Here is a 19566-nt window from a genome sequence, read left to right as displayed (position 1 = left end):
CTCCGCTGTCAGGCAGCTTCGACTGGGGAAACGGCGGCGGCGCCCGCCAGGATGGCCTGCTCCACCGGAAACAACGCGCGAATCCGCTTGAGCGCCTCGAAATAGCGGGTCGCCCCAACCAGTTCGTGGATCGCGCCGAGCCCATCGAGCATCTCGCGGTTCTCGCAAACGGCACAGAGGGCCGCGTGATGCTGGGCGTAGAGCGCCGCAGCGTCGCGAACGTCGGTCGGGTTCATCAGCATGAGCTGGACGATGAAATAGAGCTGCCGCAGCGCCGTGGTGGCGTCGGACGCCTGCATGACCTGCCCTTCGAGCAGGAACATCACGTCGTTGACGAGCTCGACGGAGACCTTGCGGTCGACGCGGAGCACCGCGCCGTTGATGTAGACCCGTTCGCCCGCGCGCAAGGAGATCTTCATTAAAGCGCGTCTCGGATCAGGCGGTTGATTTCGATGAGCTGCACCACGTCGCTGGACCGCTGCTCGCGGAGACGATCGGCTTCCTTGACCACCCACAGGCCGATCGAGATGATGTCGGCACGCAGCTTGTCCGGCAGGCCGTTGTCCGGGTGCGCGAGATCCTCGATGAAGATCGTCCACAGCCGCCGCACATAGAGCAGGCTCTCGACCTGATCCTCGGGGCTGAAACGCCCCTTCTGGATCCGCTCGAGCCGGTCGATGCCAAGGCTGAGGGCCTGCCGCTCACGGCTGCGCGCCTCATAGCCACTATCGTCAACGACCGCTTCATAGGCTTCAAACGTCATCAGGACCACTCTTCGCAGAAAACCGAACAACTGGACAAAGGTTACGAGCCTGACAGCGCAGCCTTGGCTCAGAGATAATTGATGAGGCTGATCTTCTGGAGCTGCGAGGTGAGCGCCAGCGCGGTCTGGATCTGTGTCTGCAGCGTATTGACCCGGACCGAGGCTTCGGTCGGGTCGACCGCTTCCATTCCGACGATCTGATTGTTCAGAATGTCCTGCTGCGTCTTGAGCTTGGCGGTTGCGGTGGTGACCCGTTGCTGAACCGTGCCGACGCTGCCGCCGAGCGCAGCGAGATCGTTGATGGCGTTGCCGACCAGCCCGATGGCCTTGTCCACGACGACCTGGAACGTCTCCTGGCTCAGCTTCACGTTCCCGAGATCGGCCATCATGGTGTAGGCCTCGGCGAGCCTGCGGAACCCGATCTGATTGGCGCTCACCGACGTCTCGGTGATCTCCGTCGTGGAGATGCGGCTTTGCATCGTTTGATCAGTCGCCGACGACCAGTTGGTGTTCCAGGCCGGGCTCGCGAACTCGGCATCGAAGGTGGTATCGAGGAAGGTCTGCATCTGGGCCGGGGTGATCGTCGCCACGCCGGGCGCGGATTGCGAGAAGCCGAAGGCCGCGAGAAAATCGGCATCGACCTGGTTCTTGCTGGCCGAGCCCGCGGCGTACGGCGTGATCGGCGCGTTCTGCGTGTTGATGCCCGAGAACAGCGACGAGCCGTTATAGGAGACATTCAACGCGCCGATCAGGTCCTGGAGATTGGAGGCTGCAGGCGGCAGGATGACCCGCCCGCCGCCGTCGGTGCTGCGGGCCGCGATCAGATCCTTGAGGAAGTCGGTCGCGGTCTTGTTGAGCTGGGTGATCCTGTTCTGCGTCACGTCCAGGCGTCCCGAGACGAGACCGTTGGTGTCGACGAGCTGGTCGGCAAAGCTCCAGTCCGCCCGCAGCGTGAGGTCGCTTCCCGTCGTCGCACCGAGTTCCAGACCAACGTCGTAGAAGCGGCCGGTGGTCGCTTCGGTCGAGGCCTTGCTCAGCGCCGCCTGGTTGTTCGTGATCGAATACCTCAACGACGAGGACAGCATCAGGGTGGAAACGTAATTCGCGCTCATCATGGCTCAGTTCCCCACGGCGGCCAGCAGGCTCTGCAGCATTTCATCGACGGTCGAGATGATCTTCGACGAGGCCGAATAGGTTCGCTCGACCTGGAGCATCAAGGCCATTTCGTCGTCCATGTTGACGCCGTTGACGTTTGACAACGCCGTGATGCTGCGGTTGAGCAATGTGCTCTGGTACTCGGAGTTGGCGTCGGCGACCTTGCGCTGGTTTTCGATCCAGCTCGCCGACGACGATGCGAAGTCGATCAGGCTGCCGCTCGGCTTGCCTTGCGTCGTTGCGTCGAACGGCTGCGCGGCATCCATGCCGCCGATGAGCTGCTGCAGCCGGGCCGAATAGCCGCCGTTGCCGGCGGTGTTGTATTGGTAGGCGGGGTTGCCGCTGATCGCGCCGTCGCGCAGCAGATTCGGGTTGCCGCCCAGGGTCGGATCGACCGATGCGGCGACCGAGATCGTGCCGGCGAGGCCCACCGAGACGGTTGCGCTCGCCGGCATCGCCGGTGCGCCCGGATAGGTGAAGAGACCGGGAACGTCGGGCAGCGCCGCGGCGGTCTGATCGCTTTCCCTGAACGTATTGATCAGGCCGCGCGCGATTTCGTCGAGCTGGCCCTGATAGGTGACGGTGTCCTGGTCGCGCAGCTGGGCGAGGCCTGCGAGCTTGCCCGACTTCAGCGGCATCACCGAATTGGCGCCGGTCACCGGGACCCCGTCGATGTAGACGGCGTTGCCCGTGGTGCCGGCGGTGTAGGCATTCGTCGGCGCAAAGCTCACCGTCCGCGCCGTCTTGTCGAACAGCACCACGCCGCTATCGGCGTAGAGCGCCGCGTCGCCGTTGGGGCGGATCGACATGTTGACGCCGACCTCCTGCGACAGCTGCGAGACGATGCTGTCGCGCTGATCGAGATAGTCGGTGATGTCGTCGCCGGAGATCGTGCCTTTCACGATCGCGGTGTTCACGGTCTCGAACCGGGAGAGCAACTGGTTGATATTCTGAACCGACGTCTTCATGTCGGCATCGGCGCTTTCGCGGACCGACTGCACGGTCCGGGTCGCCTGGTTGAGCGCGGTCGCCATGTCCTTGGCGGACGCGACGGCCGCCTGCGCCAGGGTGGCGTTGTCAGGGGCGTTGGCATATTTCTGCAACGCCTGCTTCAGCGCGTTGAGCTGCGCCGTCGGCGACTGGTCGAGCTCCGGATCGTCCACCGTCGCGGTGGCGATCTTCTGCAGGCCGTCATAGATCGCGGTCTGCTTGGCGGACGACGAGGTCGCGATCAGGACGTTGTTGTAGAGGCCCGAGCTGGCGGCGCGCTGGATCGCCGCGACGTAGACGCCGGCGCCGGGCAGATTGTCCAGCACGGTGAGCTTGCGCGAATAGCCGGTGGCGCTGGCACCGGCGATGTTGCGCGAGATGACCGACGACTGAACGCTCGACGCCATGAGCGAGGAGCGAGCCGAGGTGAGAGCGGCGGTAAGCGACATGGCGTGCTCTTGCCCGAAACGAGCGCCGAGGAATTCAGCGCTTCAAGTTGACGACGACATCCAGCAGATCCGAGCCGGTCTGGAACGATTTCGAGTTCGCCGTGAAGCCGCGCTGGGCCTCGATCATGCCGGTGAGTTCGTCCGCAAGGTCGACGTTGGAGTCCTCCAGGGCACTGGACTGGATCGTGCCGAGCCCACCCGTGCCGGCATTTCCGACCTGCGCGTTGCCGGAATTCATGTTGGTCGAATAGACGTTGCCGGGCTCGGGCGTCAGATTGTCGGGGCTCGCGACGTCGGCGAGCATGATGGTGTAGAGCGTCAGCTGCTGCCCGTTCTTGAGGATCGCCGTCACATGGCCGGCATCGTCGATATCGACCTTGTCGATCGCCGAGGGAACGCTGCCATTGACAGTGGCCTTGAAGCTGAAGTCGGTGCCGACCTGGGTCAAGTTCGACAGGTCAAAGGTCATCGCCGCACCTCCGGGAACGGTGAAGGCGAGACCGGTCGGGCTCGCCGCGGCGAGCGCGCCCCTGCCGGCCGCCGTGGTGTCGAAGGTGAAAGTGGTGGCGGCGCCGAGCGAGGTGCCCGTCGCGGAGTCGTAGACCCCGATCTGCCAGGTATCCGAGCCGGGAGCCGTCGCCGTGTGGGACATATAGACGTCGAGCGTAACGGCCTGGCCGATATTGTTGTAGGCCACGATCGAGCTCTTCGATGAATATGACGCCGGGCCGGGCGGGCCAGCAATGACAGCCGCTTTCGGATCCAAATTGCCGGTCGTGAGCGTTCCCGCCGTTGACGGCACCGGCACCTGCGAGACCTGGGCGATGTTGACGATCTGCATCCCGGACAGGCTGTTCTGCGAGAAGTTGGTCACGTTGCCGGGCTGGCCGAGAAGATAAAAGCCGGCCCCGTTGACCAGATTGCCCTGGCTGTCGGGCACGAACGAGCCGGCCCGCGTCAGATATTGCTGCGTGTTGTTGGCGTTCGACACGACGAAGAAGCCATTGCCCTGGACGCGGAGGTCCGTGGTCGACGTGGTATACTGCGTATTGCCCCCGTCGCTGATGGCATAGCGGACCTTGGTTTCGACAGCGCCGGAATCGTAATTGCCGGAGCCGCTCTTCAGGATCAGCGAGGAGAACTCCGTCGAAGCCCGCTTGTAGCCCGTCGTGTTGACGTTGGCGATGTTGTCCGAGACCGTCGACAGCTTGTTGGACTGCGCGTTCATCCCGGAAACGCCGGTGCGCATAACACCATACAGGCTCATGAATTGGGCTCCTTTGGTAGGTTGCAGCTACAATGGGGGTTCTTGCTTGCGCGGGGCTGATGATTGGGCGCGATGCACAACTTGTCGTGGTCCGGTCAGCTCTGCTTCAGCTCGTCTTGGGCTGGCAGAACGAGCGCGCCTTGTCCGTCCACGCGCCGAAACCGCTCGAGACGAGATGCGCAACGATGTGACAGACATAGCGCTTCTGCGCCGGCTGATTGTTGGGACCCGCGTTGTAGCGCGCGACAGCCATGGTCCAGCTGCCCTCGCGCTGCTTCAACTCCTTCAGGAACCGCGCGGCGTATTCGACGTTCCCCGCGGGATCGAACATCGCCCGGACCGAAGCGAACTTGTCGCCATGATAATAATGGTTGATCTGCATGCAGCCGAGATCGATCAGCTTGATGCCTTTGCTGCGCATCGCCTCGAAATTCGCGATTGCATCGTTGATGTCCTTGGCGAACACGGTCTGGCCGTCGGCCCCGAGCGCGTAAGGATGGAGCGCGCCGCGCCGGCCGGTCTCGGTGAGGCCCACCGCATAGAGAATGCCGAGCGGAATCCCATGCTGCCGGGCCGCGCGCGTCATCTCGCGCTCGCAGGGGCGCGCAGTCTCGGCGGCGGCTTCCGAAGCGCTCGCGTTACAGATAAACAGGGCCGCGACGGTGATGCGGCGCCACGTCCTGCTCATGACGCGTCTCCTGGTTGAACTGGCGCTCCTGGCGAGCCTGTTTCGCGCCGCCGTCGGATTGCCCCGACGACGTGCCGGCACCGCCGAACGCGCCTTGCGACTGCGGCGAGGATTGTTGCTGGCCCGAGAGCTGGGGCTGGGACTGGCCGGAGCCGCTCTGGAATCCGTCCAGCGAGCCGTGCTGGACCGGCGCGACGTCGGCGACGTAGCCGGCCGACTGCATGAGCTCGCGGATCTGGTCGCGCTGCTGGTCGAGCATCTGGCTCGTGTCCTTGCGCTCGGCCGCGAGCTGGACGGACACTTCGGTGCCGACGAGACGCAGGCGCACCGTCACGTTGCCGAGCGCGGGCGGTTCGAGATTGACCGTCAGGATCCTGAGCGGCTGATCCGGTGCGTTGGTCTGGGATGCGGCGAGCTTGGGTGCCGCGGACGCAGCCGGTGCCGAGGACTCCTTCAGTTCGGCGACGACGGCATTGGCAACCTGCTGCGGGGCGTTGAACTGCGCCGGTGGCAGATGGGTTTCCTGCTGGACCACGGTGACCTTGGTCGTCTCGGGTAGCGCGGCGCGCGCCGAAGCCTTGGCAGCGCGCTCGACATCGGCCGTAACCGCCTCGAAGCCGGGTGATGCCGGCCTTGCGCTCGAGGCTTCCGCACCTTGCGTCAGCGCAGATTGCGACGCCGCCATCGCTTGCGAAGCCGCCGCCTGCGAGCGCGCGCCGGCCGCGGCAGGACTGGATGGACCGGCATCGCCGGTCGCCGCCTTCACCGCGCCCGGTGCCTCGTGCTTCGCCGAGGTTGACCGCTCATCGCGCGCGGGCGCGTCCTTGTCTGCGGAGGGCACTTGCATCTGCGGCTTCACGGCAGACACAGCAGCGATCTCCTGCCCGACCATCACAGCGATGCCGGATTGATCCTGGCGATCTGTCCCGGTGAGATGATCGACCGGACGTGGTTTCTCCGCCAGCTTGTCGGACTTGGTGTCGGAGGTCTCGTCCATGGACTTTGGATCAGCAATGGTCGCGACGCGTTCGCGCAGCGCCGCCTCCTTCGGCTGCTCCTGCTCGGCCGGATGGATCGGACACGTGCGCAGCGTTCTGGTCTTCGCGGCCGCCTCGCTGCCGTCTTCGCTCAGCGCCTGCTTGGCGAGGTTCGAGACGGTGTGGAGCAGATCGTTGAAGGACGAGTTCGCCTGTGGTTTGGTCGCGGCACCCTTTGCCGCGCGCGACCCGCGCATGTTGAGACTCTCGGCGAGACCGTTGAAGAGCTGTCCGGAGGTTCCGCTGAGCTTGGTCATGGCCGGCGATCCTTGGTCAGGAGTTCGAGCTCCCCGAGCTGCTTCTGCGCGCGTGCGAGCGTCGCGGTCGATGACGCCAGATCGAGTCGCGCCGGCGTTGCCGGGGGCTTATCCGCCGCCGCGGCGGATCCGCCCGCGAACGGCTTGCGGACGTCGAGCGCGAGCTGCACCGTGGCATTGAGAAGGGGGACGTCGCGTTCGGGCAGCTTCGACCGGTCGAGCGCCTTCAGTTCGGCGAGACCGCCGTCATATTCGTCGGTGAGCACGCGCGAGGCGCCGCGGAGGAAATGGGCGCGCTCGCGTTCCGCCGATGTATCCGCGCTGAGGGTCAATGCCCGCTCGCCGGCCAGCCGGGTCACGGTCAGCCGTCCGCGCACCATCGCGGCGCGTGCCATCATGAGATAGAGCTTGAGGCGGCTGGCGCGATCGATCTGCTCGAGCAAGGCTGAGATCCGCGCAAAGCGGCGCTCGTCGAGTGCCAGGCTCGATTGCGTCAGCCCCGCGGAGAAGCGCTGCCAGAAATCGCCCGCATAGATCGAGTTGCGGTAATGGCGGATATAGGCCAGCGTCAGGAACTCGAACTTCTCGAAATCCTCCGCCTGCCCCACCAGCAGGATCTCGCGCCGCAGCGCCGCCTCCTCGACCAGCGTGCCGGGCAACAGCAGGCGCGCATCGTCCAGGCGCTCGATCGCGAGCGAGGCCTCGGCGCGCGCGAACAGCGCGCCCTGAACCAGCGCGACCTGTCCGCCCAGTCCCGAAGGAATCGTCCGCGGCTTGATCTCCTTGAGCAGCTCCCGTGCTTCCTCTTGGCGACCCTCGACATAGGCGAGCGCACCGTTGAACAGCCGCTCGTCGACGTTCAACTTGTCGCGCGGCAGTTTGCGGACGATTTGCGGCGCACCGCCGCTGAGCAGGTAGATAACGACCGCCTGGCCGTTCCGCGGATTGCTCCACACCGCGGGATCGGCCGCGAGAAACTTCTCGCCGATTTGCCGGATCAGCGCGATATGACTGCCATGTGCGGCGGTGTCGCCATTGGCGATGCCGTCCTGCACCGCTTGCAGCGCGCGGACGAGCTCATAGGGTTCGCTGCCCTGGGGTGCAGGCTGGGCAAGCGCATTTGCCGCGATGAACGGCAGCAGCAAGACGGCGCGGCGCAGCAGCCTGATCAAGGTCGCTTCTCCCGGATCAGGATTTCGATCCGGCGGTTCTGGGCGGCCGCCGGATCGTTCGGGAGCTTCGGCCGCCGATCGGCGTAACCTTCGATATGCTCGATCCGCCGCGCATCGACGCCGGAACGGACCAACATGTAATAGGCCATCTGCGCACGCGCGGTCGACAGCCTCCAATTGTCGTAGGTTTCCGATCGATACGGCCGATTGTCGGTATGCCCGCGGACGATGATCATGCCCTGGCGCTTCATCAGCAGCGGCCCGATCTTGTCGATCACGCGGATCAGCTCGGGCCGCGGCTCCGCCGAGCCGACCGCGAACATGCCGAAGCTCGCATCGTCGGTGAGGCTGACCAGGAGCCCTTCCTCGACCTGACGCACCTCGGCCGCCGGCCCCGCCCCTGCTTTGATGTCCGACAGCGCCTCCGCGACCGCGGACTGAAGCTGCTTGAGGGTGGGCTGCTGTGTTTGCGCCGCGTCGCGCGCCTCCGGCTCCTTCGCCGCATCGTTGGGACGAGCCTGCGGGGCGGTGCTCACCTGGACGCCAGCTTGGGCGCTGCCCTCGCGCGGCGACTGCGTCGGTGCGGCGCCCGGCGGCATCAGCGGCGACAGGCTTGCGGACGAGCTCTCCGGGCCCGGAGCCACGTTGCCGCTGGCATCATCCGTCCTGCTCCGGCGCGCCTGCACCTCGCCCGGATTTGCTCCGGCTGCGCCGTCTCGCGCGGAGGCATTCGGCTTCGGCTCGCTCTCGATGAAGCGATCGGCGTCCTTGGACGCCTGTGGCGCCAGCTTCCAATAGCCCGGATCGAATGGATCGCGATAGGCATCGCCCCCCTTGAGGCCGTCCTCTTCAGCGGAGGTCAGAGCGCCGGCGCGCCGCTGGCCCGTCGACTGGTTCGCGCTGTTGGCGATCTCGGCGAGCGTCGCATAGGGGTCACGGAACAGGACCTTCTCCTCGAAAGAGGCCGGCTTCTCAGCCGTCGGAGAATCGCCGCGCCTTTCCTCGTTCGTGCCGGCCGGCTGACGCTTGCCGTCCTGGCCTTCGAACGACGACGGCTCTTTGTTGGAGAGATCCTTGAGGCCCTTTGGGGCAGGTGAGTTCTCAGCGAGCTTGATCGGGTTGAAATAGCTCGCGACGACCTGCTTCTGGTCCTGGTTGAGCGCGTTGAGCAGCCACATGACCAGGAAGAACGCCATCATCGCGGTCATGAAGTCCGCATAGGCGATCTTCCAGACGCCGCCGTGATGCGCCTCCTCGGCGAAGGCGCTGCGGCGGCGGACGATCACGATCTCATGCTTGACCTCCTCCATGGCGGACTACCGGCGCGCTTCCTTGAGGCGTTCACTCCAGGCGGAGATCTGCGTCTCGATCACGGTCTGGTCGGCCACGACGCGCACCTCGAGCGTCTCGGCGGCCACGTATGCGATGCCCGTTCGCCTGGACGCCTCGAGCTGCGTCTTCACGAGGTCCAGCAACTCGCTCGGGCCGGTGACCTTGAAGGCGGGCGCCGACGAGCTGCCGGTCAGCGCCGCGATCTGCTCGACCAGCGATCCGATCGCCTTGTCGCGCACCGCATCGGCGAGGAACGGCAGCAGGATCCGCGCCACGGAGCTTGCGATGTTGGTCTCGATCTCGCGGCAGGCCGCCTCGAAGCCGCTGACGATCGCGACCGCCTGCTGGTCGGACCATTTGGCCCGCTCTTCGCCGAGCCGGATCGCACTGCGGACGCGCTCCTCGGCCAATTTGGCGTCGCCTTCCGCGACGCCCGCGGCATGGCCGCGCCGATAGGCATCGTCCAGGAGATTGACCGGCGGCGCTTCCGTCGCGGGCGCAGGGGACTGAGCCTGAAGCTGCGTGTGGGCCTGCGGCTGCGATTGAGGCTGCGGATCGCGCCTCGCCTCCTTTGGCCTGGTCAGCACGTCCTGGATTTTTGGAGGCGGGGGCGGCGGCGACGACTTGACCCGGCCGTTCGCATCGAACTGCGTCAGGAGTTTTCCGATTGCCGCGTTCATGCCGCCTCCTCGCGTCGCATCCAGTCTTTAAGGATCGCCGCCGCCTGCATCTGATCGAGCCGGACGATCTGCTCGAGCCGCTTCTGCGGCGTTCGCTGCATCTTGCCTTCGAGGTCTTCGACGAGGTTGAGCTCGGCCTCCTCGCCGTCGGGCAGCGCAAGGGCCGCCGAGGCCTCGAGCTGGGCGGCCTCGGCCGCCTCGGCCTGCTCCTGCTCCGCGCGATGGGTCAGGATGCCGTTGACCGCCGGCCGCAGCCCGAACCAGACCAGCATCGAAGCCACGGCCAGGATCGTGATCGCGTTGATGACGCTGCCGAGCTGCTTGTTGATCATCTCGACGAAGCTGATCGGCGGCACCGGCGCCAGCTCACGCGAGCCCTCGATGAAATCGACGGCCGTCACCTGGATCTGATCGCCGCGCGCCTTGTCCAATCCGCCCGCGGTCGCCGCGAGCTGGCTGATCTCGGCGAGCTTGCTGTCGATGATGGCCTGGTTGCTCTTGTCGCCGAGATCGGCGACCAGCCGAGCGCGATTCACCAGGACGGCGATGAACAGCTTCTTGACCGAATAGCCGTCGCTGACCGTGGTCGTGGTCTTGGAGGAGACCTCGAAATTGGTGACGTCCTCGCGGCGGGTCTTGTCCTCGCTGGAGTTCTTGCCGCCGCCCGCATTCACCTGCTGGTCGGGGAGATTCTGCTGCACCGTGGTCGGCGACGAGCGGTCGGCGTTCTGCGAGGATTCCTTCTCGCGTACGGCCCGCACCGAGCGCTCGGCGCGGTTCTCGGGATCGTAGACCGTCTCGTTGATCTGCCGCTTGTCGGTGGACAGCTGCGGAGCGACGCTCACCTCGAAATTGTCGAGGCCCAGATACGGCGTCAGCGCCTTGCGGATGCTCTCCTGCACCATGCCGCTGACCGTCTTCTGCAGGCTCGCCATCTTGGTTGGCGCGGCGCTGGCCTCGTCCTCTTCGGCGAGCAGCATCGAGCCGTCGGCATCGAGCACCGTCACCTTGTCGCGGCTCATGCCGGGAATGGCGGCGGCGACGAGATGCCGGATCGACTGTGCCGTGCGCGCCTCGATCGCGCCGTCGGTGCGCAGCACGACCGATGCCGAAGGCGGCTGCTGCGTGGCGCGGAACGAGCCGCGCACCGGCAGCACGATATGCACGCGCGCCGCCTTCACGCCCTTCATCAGCTGGACGGTGCGGGCGATCTCGCCTTCGAGCGCGCGCAGCTTGGTGACCTCCTGCATGAACGAGGTCAGCCCGAGCGAGCCGATCTTGTCGAACAGCTCGTAACCGGAATTGGCGCTGGTCGGCAGCCCCTTCTCGGCGAGCAGCATCCGCGCCTGCATGGTCTGGCTTGGACGCACCGAGACCGCATCGCCGGCGGAATTGACGTCGAAGGTGATGTTCTGCTCGCGCAGTGCCGCGCCGATGCGCGTCACGTCTTCGCGGGTGAGGCCGGTGTAGAGCGTTTCGAACTCGGGGCGGCTGAGATAATAGGCGCCGCCGACGACGGTGACGAGAACCGCAAAACCGATCAGTCCCAAGGCCATCAGGCGTCGCGGCCCAAGCTCCAGCAGATTGTTGAGCAGTTGCTGTACCTGCGCACGACTGAGCATATGACCTCGTACCAATGCGAATGGTGACGACACTCAGCTGCCAACCTTGTCTGAAGGTTGCGCGAGGCGCGAATGTGTGGGTTCGCTGGCGAGGCGTTGCAATTATGCAAGACGGGGCGACGCAATCGGTTTGGCAGCCGCGAGCGAGCGCCGGGCGCACGGCAGCCCGACCGGCCGCGGCATGTCGCAAGACGTATGACGAAGGTTCGATTGCCGGCATATCGCGTGTCGGCGCCCACCATCATGGCGGGGACCGTGCTCCCTGAGGGAGCACGGTCGTTTTCGAGAGCGCCGCTTAGCCGCGGAACAGCGACAGGATGCTCTGGCTGTTCTGGTTGGCGATCGACAGCGCCTGAACGCCGAGCTGCTGCTGCGTCTGCAGGGCCTGAAGGCGGGTCGATTCCGCGTTCATGTCGGCGTCGACGAGCTGGCCGACGCCGCGATCCACGGAGTCCATCAGGGTCTTGACGAATTCCGTGTTGGTCGAGATGCGGTTCTTGACCGCGCCGAGATCGGCGGCGGCCGAGGCCACCGAGTTGATGGCGGCGGTGACCTGCGCGATGTAGGCATCGAGCGTGGTCTGGTCGGCGGCCGAGTCGGTCAGCGCGGAGATGTTGATCGTGTCGACCGAGGCGCTGCCGGCCACGGTATCCAGAATGCCGGTCTGCGTCGTCGAGTAGAGCGTGTAATTGGCGGTTGTCACCGTGATCGAGCCGATGGTGGGCGTACCGCCGACGCGGGAGTAGGACGACACGAGGTTGAAGCTCGTCGGGGTGGTACCCGTCGTCGTGCTCAGCCAGTTGATGCCGTTGAAGGTCGCCGAGTTGGCCTTCAGCTTCATGTCCTGCTGGATCTGGGTGATGTCCGCCTGGATCTTGGTGCGGTCGATACCCGCGGTCTTGGCTTCGACCAGCAGCGCCTGGAGCTTGGTCAGACCGGATTCCTTGTCGCCGATCACCGAGGTCAGAGCGGTATATTCGGTGTCCACGGTGGCAGCCGACAGGCCGAGCGAGTCGGAGACAGCGGACAGCGCGGCGTTGTCGGAGCGCATCGAGGTCGCAATCGACCAATAGGCGGCGTTGTCCGAGGCGGTGGACACGCGCTGACCGGTGGAAATCCGGTTCTGCGTGGTGGCGAGTTGCGTGCTGACAGACCGCAGGGTCTGCAACGCGGTCATGGCCGAGGAGTTGGTGAGAAGACTAGAACCCATTTTGATGTCCCTTTGAAGATTGACTTGAGTTGGGGACATACCGGGCTTGCACCGGTACGACAGGGCGGCGTCATGCCTTTGGGCGTGCCGCAAACGCGGGTTCAAGGCCCAATCTGTCGTAGCGGCGAGGTTAGCGAGCGAAGCTTGTGCGGGGCTTGTGGCCCTGTGTTCCGGCCGCAACAGTCGGCCGGACTTGGGCGCGCGTGGCCATGCCCAAACGAAAGGGCCGCGCTTCGCGAGAAGCGCGGCCCTCCTCCGATGACTTCCGCCTTAGCGGAACAGCGACAGGATGCTCTGGCTGCTGTTGTTGGCGATCGAGAGCGCCTGCACGCCGAGCTGCTGCTGGACCTGAAGGGCGGCCAGGCGGGTGGATTCCGCGTTCATGTCGGCGTCGACGAGCTGACCGACACCGCGGTCAACCGAGTCCATCAGCGACTTCACGAAGTTCGTGTTGGTCGAGATACGGTTCTTGACGGCACCGAGATTGGCGGCGGCCGAGGCCACCGAGTTGATCGCAGTCGTGACCTGCGCGATGTAGCCATCGAGCGTGGTCTGGTCGGCCGCCGAGTCGGTCAGCGCGGCGATGTTGATCGTGTCGACCGACGCACTGCCGGCCACGGTATCCAGAATGCCGGTCTGCGTGGTCGAGTAGAGCGTGTAGTTGGCGGTCGTCACCGTGATCGAGCCGATGGTGGGCGTGCCGCCGACGCGAGAGTAGGATGACACGAGGCTGAAGCTCGTCGGGGTGGTACCCGTCGTGGTGCTCAGCCAGTTGATGCCGTTGAAAGTCGCCGAGTTGGCCTTCAGCTTCATGTCCTGCTGGATCTGGGTGATGTCCGCCTGGATCTTGGTGCGATCGATACCTGCGGTCTTGGACTGGACCAGCAGCGCCTGGAGCTTGGTCAGACCCGAGTCCTTGTCGCCGATCACCGAGGTCAGAGCGGTATATTCGGTGTCGACGGTCGCGGCCGACAGGCCGAGCGAGTCGGACACCGCCGAGAGCGCAGCGTTGTCGGAGCGCATCGACGTTGCGATCGACCAATAGGCGGCGTTGTCCGACGCGGTGGACACGCGCTGGCCGGTCGAGATCCGGTTCTGCGTGGTGGAGAGTTGCGAACCCACAGACCGCAGGGTCTGGAGTGCGGTCATGGCAGTCGAGTTCGTAAGCAGGCTTGACATTGCGAATGTCCCTTTATGTACGCGTTTACATTTTCACGAGGGGACATACCGGGCTTGCACCGGTACGGAAGGGCGGCATCATGCCTTTGGACCGATCTGTGTGGGTCCAACCCGCCGTATCGTGTTGCTAGCACGCCGAATCTTGCTTCCGCATTAAGACGAGCTTGAATTCCGCAGCAAAATCATATGGTTAAAATTACGCGCCGCTAACCATATCCAGCGCGTTTCGTTTAACCATAATCGGCCGGCGGGCGCTCGCGGCGCTCACGAGAACGAGCGGACCAGCCCGGAGGCCAGCAGATTCCAGCCGTCGATCAGCACGAAGAACAGCATCTTGAACGGCAGCGCGAGGATCGTCGGCGGCATCATCATCATGCCCATCGACATGGTCAGCGTCGCCACGATCATGTCGATCACCAGGAACGGCAGGATGATGAGGAATCCGATCTCGAACGAGCGCCGGAGCTCGGAGATCATGAAGGCCGGAATGATGACGCGCAGATCGACCCGCTTGTCGTCGAACTTCCTGCGGAAGCTTTCGGCGGCGAGCGCTTCGAAGGTCTGGAGATCCTTGTCGCGGACATGGGCCAGCATGAACTCGCGGAACGGATCGGTGATCTTCAGATAGGCTTCCTCTTCCGAGATCTCGTTCTTCATCAGCGGCTGGACGCCGGTTTCCCAGGCCCGGTCGAAGGTCGGCGCCATGACATAGAAGGTCATGAACAGCGCGAGACTGATCAGCACCAGGTTGGCAGGCGTGGTCTGGAGGCCGAGACCTGCGCGCAGGAACGACAACGCCACCGCAAATCGCGTGAAGCTCGTCACCATGATCAGCAGCCCCGGCGCCACCGACAGCACCGTGATCAGCGCCATCAGTTGGATGATCCGGCCGCTGGTCGAGCCGTTTCCGGGCGGCAGCAGGGAATTCAGATCCGGAATCTGGGCCAGCGCCGCTTCGGGCAGCACGACCAGAACCAGCGCGAGCAGCAGGACTTTCACCCTCACTGTATCACCAGCGTCTCGATGATCAATTCGCGGACCTTGCCTGACGAGCGGATATTGGCGCGCTCGGTCAGATCGTCGCGCAGATGCTGGAGCCCACGCGATCCTTCGAACTGCGCGACCGTCGCCGACCGCAGATAGGTCACGATGTCCTCGCTGATGTGGGCGGCCAGAATGCCGGCATCCTCGTCGCTCATGCTGTCGGTCACCATCGAGGCTTCTATGCGCGCCCAATTGTTCGCCGGCGCGGCGAGATTGGTCACGATCGGAGACAATTTCCTGAGCCGCGCGCTGCCGGCGTAGCTCGACGCCATCGGCGGCGATGTGGCGCTCTTCTTGGCGTCGGCAACGCGTTCGGCGGTCGCGATCAGATGCAAACCGGCAATCGCGCCCGCGCCGATTGCGATCAGGGTCAGCACGACGATGGCGGCGATCAGGCGCATGGCGTCGCCCGCCATCGCGGCGCGATCCGGCCGGCTCGGGCCTCAGAATGGTGCCACGGCGTCATAGATCCGGTGTCCCCATCCAGGCTGCTGCACGTCCGACAGATTTCCGCGCCCGCCGTAGGACACGCGCGCCTCGGCGATCTTGTCGTAGGAGATGGTGTTGGCCCGGGAGATGTCACGCGGACGCACGATGCCGCCGACCTTGAGCACGCGCATCTCCGTGTTGACTCGAAATTCCTGCGAGCCGCTGATCATCATGTTGCCGTTGGGCAGCACGTCGGTGACGACGGCCGCTATCGAGAGCCTGATGTCCTCGGTGCGGTCGATCTGGCCGTTGCCCTTGATCTGGGTATTGGTGCTGAGATTGGCGTTGGCCGAACCCGTGTCGTTCCATCCGGCGATGTCCATCAGCCAGTCGAGACCGAACTTGACCTGCGAATCGCGCGAGCGGCCGGTCTTGTTGTCGAGCTTGGCCTTGTCCTGCATCGAGATGATCACCGTCACGACGTCGCCGGTGCGGCGGGCGCGCGGATCGCGGTAGAGATCGGTGCCGTCGTCCCAGGTCGAGCGATAGCTGACGGGCGTGCGCATGCGCGGCGTCACCGGGATCGGATCGGCCTGCATCCGCAGGCCGCTGCCGACAGGCGACATCTGCGGACCGGTCAGGACTTCGGCCGGATCATGGTAGCACCCGGCCACGAGCACGGAGGCCGCGAGCAGCGAGAGGATGAGGATCGGCTTGGTCATCTATTTGCTCTTTCCGTCGTCCACGCGACGCATGCCGCCGAGCAGGTCTGCGAGGTGCGCCGCGCGTGCCGTGTCCATCTCGTTGAAGATCGCGCTCGAGCTGCGCGGGCTGAGCTTGGCGAGCACAGCGGCGGCGGTCTCGTCAGCCATGCCGGCGATCTGCGTCGCCGCAGCTTCGGGCTTCATGCGCGAATAGATCTCGACGACGCTCGCTTCGGCCTTCTTCAGGAAGTCGTCGCGCAGCGCCATCCACTTCTCGTATTCGGCGCGCTTGGCCTCGACCTCGGCGATGCGCTCGCGCAGCAGGCTCTCGGCCTTCTCGAGCTCCTTGAGCTGCCAGGCCAGCCTGGCATCGACGGCGGGATCGGCGACGTTGCTGCAGAACAGCGCGATTTCGTTGTCCGGGGGCGGCGCAGCCTGCGGCGGTGCAGGCTTCGGCGGCGCCGTGACGCTGCCAGGCTTGGCCGGACGGGCAGGCGCCGGTGTCTCCGGCACCGCACCGGTGACCGCGGGGCCCGAATCTTCGGCCGCCCATGCCGTGGCCCGGACCGACGCATTGTCGACAGGTGTCGCGGTGGCCGACGGCTGCGGCTTCTGCGGTCCGCCAGCGCGGGCGCGGGCGAAGGAGAGCAGGTTGAGCGGTTTCGACGGCTTGGCCTCGTCCAAGGCGAGCGCGGGCGAGGCGCTCGCGAGCATTGCTGCCGCGGCCAGCAGGAGGAGTTTGCCTTTGTGATCCAGCTTCAGCATCGGGCCGCGTGCGATTCTCGCTTCAGACCTGAGCATTGAGCGACCAAGCTTGCACGACGCTTGCGCATCATTGCACGATAACGTCGGCCTGGAGCGCGCCTGCCGTCTTGATCGCCTGCAGGATCGCGATGATCCCCGACGGCTTCAGGCCGATCTGGTTCAGGCCACGCACCAGGCGCTGGAGATCGACCCCGCTCAGGATCGCCACCTGCGATCCGGCCTCGTTGGCTTCGACCACCGTCTGCGGGACGACCACCGTCTGTCCTCGCGAGAACGGCGCCGGCTGCGACACCACCGGCATCTCCGTGACGCGAACCGTCAGATTGCCGTGGGTCACGGCAACGGTCGATATCCGCACGTCGCGCCCGATCACGACCGTGCCGGTGCGCTCGTTGATCACGACCCGCGCCGGCGTATCCGGCTCGACCACCAATTCGCCAATCTCGGCGAGGAAGCGAACAGGGCCGACATGACGCGGCTTCGACAGCACGATGGTGCGGTAGTCGCGCTCGAAGGCGATCTGCGCGCGGTAGCGACCGCCGGCGTAGCGGTTGACAGCGTCGAGGATGCGCGTTGCGGTGACGAAGTCCGGGTTCTTCAGCTGTAGCACCAGGAACTCCATCTCGTGGAGACTTCCCTGCACCTCGCGTTCGACCAGCGCACCGTTCGGGATGCGCCCGGCCGTCGGCGTGCCCTGGCTGACGTTCTGCGCCTGGCCTCCGACGCTGTAGCCGGCAACCGTGATCGCGCCCTGTGCCACCGCATAGACGGCGCCGTCCGCCGCGCGCAGCGACGTCATCACCAATGTGCCGCCGAGCAGCGACGTCGCATCGCCGAGCGAGGACACGGTGACGTCCATGCGCTCGCCGGGCCCGATCGAAGGCGGCAGGTCCGCCGTCACCATCACCGCTGCGACGTTGCGCGTGCGCAGCGTGGTCGGACGCGGGGGATTGTTGGTGCTCGTGGTCTCGTTCCTGACGTTGATGCCCATGTTCTCGAGCATCGACTGCAGGGACTGTTCGGTGAACGGAGCGTTGCGCAGCGTATCGCCGGTACCGTTGAGGCCGATGACGAGGCCGTAGCCGACGATCTGGTTCTCACGCAAACCCTTGATGTCCGCGATGTCCTTGATGCGGACGGCGGCCTGGGCGCCGGCGGCCGACACCAGCAGCATGAGCGCAAGCAGGAGCCTGGTCATGACCCGTCCATGACCTTGACGCTGCCGTCCGGCTGGACGACGCCCCTGATGATCACGCCGGTGTCCGTATTGCGCACGGGGATCAGCGCGCCGGCCGCACCCGACTGCATGGCCGAGCCGTAAGTGACGATGGAGAGGCCGCTGTCCTCGACCACGACCTTGACCATGGCGCCGCGCGCGACGGTCCAGGGGTCCTCCACCGCGTTCGTCGGAATGGGCTGGCCCGGCAACAGCGCGCGCCGCGCCATGCGGCCGACCAGGATCTGACGCGCCTCGATGAACATGGCGACGCCGAGCAGGCCCGGCGCGAAGGCGCGCTCGGTGATCATCTCCTCGCGGATCAGCTCGCCGGCGCGGATCGAGACGGCCGGCACGGGAAGCCGCTTCTCCTCGGCCGCGGCGACCCGCGCCGTTACGAGAACCAGCAGCACGGCGGCCAACCCGCGCACGATCAGGCCCACCCTGTTCAACATCGAGACACCGGAACTAGCGCATGCCCTTCGAGACCGTCTGGGCCATTTCATCCGAGGCCTGGATGACCTTGGCATTCATTTCGTAGGCACGCTGTGCCGAGATCAACTCGGTGATTTCCTTGACCGGGTCGACGTTCGAGGCTTCGAGCCATTTCTGGTTGATCTTGCCATAGCCGGCATCGCCCGGCAGACCGACGACCGGCGTGCCGGACGCCGTGGTCTCCTTGTAGAGATTGCTGCCCAGCGGCTCGAGACCCGCTTCGTTAGCGAAGTTGGCGAGGTTGAGCTGGCCGATCTGCCGCGGATTCACTTCCGTGTCGAGTTTGGCAAACACCTGGCCGGTCTGGTTGACCGTGACCTCGACCGTCCCCTGCGGGATGGTGATCGCGGGATCCAGCAGGTAACCGTCGATCGTGACCAGCTGAGCGTTGGCGTTGACGTTGAACGAGCCCGCACGGGTGTATTGCACCTCGTTGTTGGGGCCGAGCACCTGAAACCAGCCACGTCCGTTGATCGCGAGATCATAGGGATTGCCGGTCTGCGTCAGCGCGCCCTGGATGTGCAGCTTGCGGATCGCCGCCGACTTGACGCCGAGGCCGAGATTGGCACCTTCCGGAATCGGCGAGGAGCCGTTGGTGTTCGCGACGCCCTGCATGCGGTCCATCTGGTAGAACAGATCGGTGAACTCCGCGCGCGCCCGCTTGTAGGAGGTCGAGTTGATGTTGGCGATGTTGTTCGCGATGACTTCGATGTTGGTCTGCTGGGCGTTCATGCCCGTGGCCGCAATGGCGAGCGATTTCACTGGTCCCACTCCTTCAGATCAAATCGACATCCGAACGACTTCCTGGTAGGCCTGGACGACCTTGTCGCGAACCGCGACCGCCGTCTGCAGGGCCTGCTCGGCCGACATCAGCGCCTCCACGACGCGGCGCGTCGATTCCTTGCCCTGCATTGCCGAGATCGATGCCGCCTCGCCCGCCTTCAGCGTCCCGATCGCATCCGACGTCACCTGCTTCATCACCGATTCGAAGCCGACGTCGTCACTGGTCTGGATCGCGGTGGTCGCCGCCGGCGAGACGGCCTGCGTCTCGGTCGCACGGCCCGCGGCTTGCCCTGCGGAAATCGCGGTGGATGAAATCGCCTCAAGCATGG

General features: G+C 65.3%; 21 protein-coding genes. All 21 read right to left on the bottom strand.

Features of this window, described 5'->3' with window-relative positions:
• Nucleotides 1–8: 8 nt before the first annotated feature.
• Nucleotides 9–419 (bottom strand): flagellar biosynthesis repressor FlbT, encoded by a 411-nt coding sequence (gene flbT, locus I6F16_RS08775; RefSeq protein ID WP_036007045.1) that lies wholly within the window; start codon nucleotides 417–419, stop codon nucleotides 9–11.
• Nucleotides 419–763, bottom strand: coding sequence for a flagellar biosynthesis regulator FlaF (flaF, locus tag I6F16_RS08770; RefSeq protein WP_036007043.1), 345 nt, complete (start codon nucleotides 761–763; stop codon nucleotides 419–421). Before flaF ends, flbT begins: the two co-directional genes overlap by 1 nt.
• A gap of 68 nt (nucleotides 764–831) precedes the next feature.
• Entirely contained in the window at nucleotides 832–1878 is a 1047-nt protein-coding gene (locus tag I6F16_RS08765; RefSeq protein WP_225112065.1) for a flagellar hook-associated family protein, read from the bottom strand.
• Between the two features lie 3 nt (nucleotides 1879–1881).
• Nucleotides 1882–3357 carry a flagellar hook-associated protein FlgK gene (gene flgK / locus I6F16_RS08760; protein ID WP_225112064.1) on the bottom strand — a complete coding sequence of 492 codons (1476 nt, stop codon included), beginning with the start codon at nucleotides 3355–3357 and terminating at the stop codon, nucleotides 1882–1884.
• Nucleotides 3358–3391: 34 nt separating this feature from the next.
• Nucleotides 3392–4624 (bottom strand): flagellar hook protein FlgE, encoded by a 1233-nt coding sequence (locus I6F16_RS08755; RefSeq protein ID WP_225112063.1) that lies wholly within the window; start codon nucleotides 4622–4624, stop codon nucleotides 3392–3394.
• Nucleotides 4625–4730: 106 nt separating this feature from the next.
• Entirely contained in the window at nucleotides 4731–5312 is a 582-nt protein-coding gene (locus tag I6F16_RS08750; RefSeq protein WP_057030130.1) for a transglycosylase SLT domain-containing protein, read from the bottom strand.
• Nucleotides 5263–6606: a flagellar hook-length control protein FliK gene (locus I6F16_RS08745; RefSeq protein WP_225112062.1), complete on the bottom strand. Its 1344-nt coding sequence runs from the start codon at nucleotides 6604–6606 to the stop codon at nucleotides 5263–5265. The genes I6F16_RS08750 and I6F16_RS08745 overlap by 50 nt, the downstream gene beginning before the upstream one ends.
• Nucleotides 6603–7778, bottom strand: coding sequence for a chemotaxis protein (locus tag I6F16_RS08740; RefSeq protein ID WP_036007028.1), 1176 nt, complete (start codon nucleotides 7776–7778; stop codon nucleotides 6603–6605). The genes I6F16_RS08745 and I6F16_RS08740 overlap by 4 nt, the downstream gene beginning before the upstream one ends.
• A complete protein-coding gene (locus tag I6F16_RS08735; RefSeq protein ID WP_225112061.1) occupies nucleotides 7775–9088 on the bottom strand; it encodes a MotB family protein in 1314 nt (437 codons plus the stop codon). The genes I6F16_RS08740 and I6F16_RS08735 overlap by 4 nt, the downstream gene beginning before the upstream one ends.
• Nucleotides 9089–9094: 6 nt before the next feature.
• Complete coding sequence (locus I6F16_RS08730) at nucleotides 9095–9790, bottom strand: hypothetical protein (RefSeq protein WP_036027422.1); 696 nt, start codon at nucleotides 9788–9790, stop codon at nucleotides 9095–9097.
• Entirely contained in the window at nucleotides 9787–11412 is a 1626-nt protein-coding gene (gene fliF / locus I6F16_RS08725; RefSeq protein WP_036046274.1) for a flagellar basal-body MS-ring/collar protein FliF, read from the bottom strand. The genes I6F16_RS08730 and fliF overlap by 4 nt, the downstream gene beginning before the upstream one ends.
• 295 nt (nucleotides 11413–11707) lie before the next feature.
• Nucleotides 11708–12622, bottom strand: coding sequence for a flagellin (locus tag I6F16_RS08720; protein ID WP_057030126.1), 915 nt, complete (start codon nucleotides 12620–12622; stop codon nucleotides 11708–11710).
• A 270-nt stretch (nucleotides 12623–12892) separates the two neighbouring features.
• On the bottom strand, nucleotides 12893–13801 hold the full coding sequence (locus I6F16_RS08715; RefSeq protein WP_225134442.1) for a flagellin: 909 nt from the start codon (nucleotides 13799–13801) through the stop codon (nucleotides 12893–12895).
• Nucleotides 13802–14065: 264 nt separating this feature from the next.
• Nucleotides 14066–14806, bottom strand: a complete 741-nt coding sequence (fliP, locus tag I6F16_RS08710; RefSeq protein WP_225112060.1) for a flagellar type III secretion system pore protein FliP — start codon at nucleotides 14804–14806, stop codon at nucleotides 14066–14068.
• Entirely contained in the window at nucleotides 14803–15246 is a 444-nt protein-coding gene (locus I6F16_RS08705; protein WP_346656611.1) for a flagellar basal body-associated FliL family protein, read from the bottom strand. Before I6F16_RS08705 ends, fliP begins: the two co-directional genes overlap by 4 nt.
• 42 nt (nucleotides 15247–15288) lie before the next feature.
• Nucleotides 15289–15996 carry a flagellar basal body L-ring protein FlgH gene (gene flgH, locus I6F16_RS08700; RefSeq protein ID WP_225126168.1) on the bottom strand — a complete coding sequence of 236 codons (708 nt, stop codon included), beginning with the start codon at nucleotides 15994–15996 and terminating at the stop codon, nucleotides 15289–15291.
• A complete protein-coding gene (locus I6F16_RS08695; protein WP_036027426.1) occupies nucleotides 15997–16743 on the bottom strand; it encodes a MotE family protein in 747 nt (248 codons plus the stop codon).
• Between the two features lie 67 nt (nucleotides 16744–16810).
• Nucleotides 16811–17941 carry a flagellar basal body P-ring protein FlgI gene (gene flgI / locus I6F16_RS08690; protein WP_036007006.1) on the bottom strand — a complete coding sequence of 377 codons (1131 nt, stop codon included), beginning with the start codon at nucleotides 17939–17941 and terminating at the stop codon, nucleotides 16811–16813.
• Nucleotides 17938–18414 (bottom strand): flagellar basal body P-ring formation chaperone FlgA, encoded by a 477-nt coding sequence (gene flgA, locus I6F16_RS08685; protein ID WP_225173599.1) that lies wholly within the window; start codon nucleotides 18412–18414, stop codon nucleotides 17938–17940. Before flgA ends, flgI begins: the two co-directional genes overlap by 4 nt.
• 13 nt (nucleotides 18415–18427) lie before the next feature.
• Nucleotides 18428–19216 (bottom strand): flagellar basal-body rod protein FlgG, encoded by a 789-nt coding sequence (gene flgG / locus I6F16_RS08680; RefSeq protein WP_036006992.1) that lies wholly within the window; start codon nucleotides 19214–19216, stop codon nucleotides 18428–18430.
• Between the two features lie 18 nt (nucleotides 19217–19234).
• Nucleotides 19235–19564, bottom strand: coding sequence for a flagellar hook-basal body complex protein FliE (locus tag I6F16_RS08675; protein ID WP_036037689.1), 330 nt, complete (start codon nucleotides 19562–19564; stop codon nucleotides 19235–19237).
• Nucleotides 19565–19566 lie beyond the last annotated feature (2 nt).

It is taken from the genome of Bradyrhizobium sp. IC4060, assembly GCF_020193715.1.
In the GTDB taxonomy this organism is placed as follows: Bacteria; Pseudomonadota; Alphaproteobacteria; order Rhizobiales; family Xanthobacteraceae; genus Bradyrhizobium; species Bradyrhizobium yuanmingense.
The sequence above is the reverse complement of the archived record's forward strand: the minus strand, read 5'-3'. Positions and strand labels throughout refer to the sequence as shown.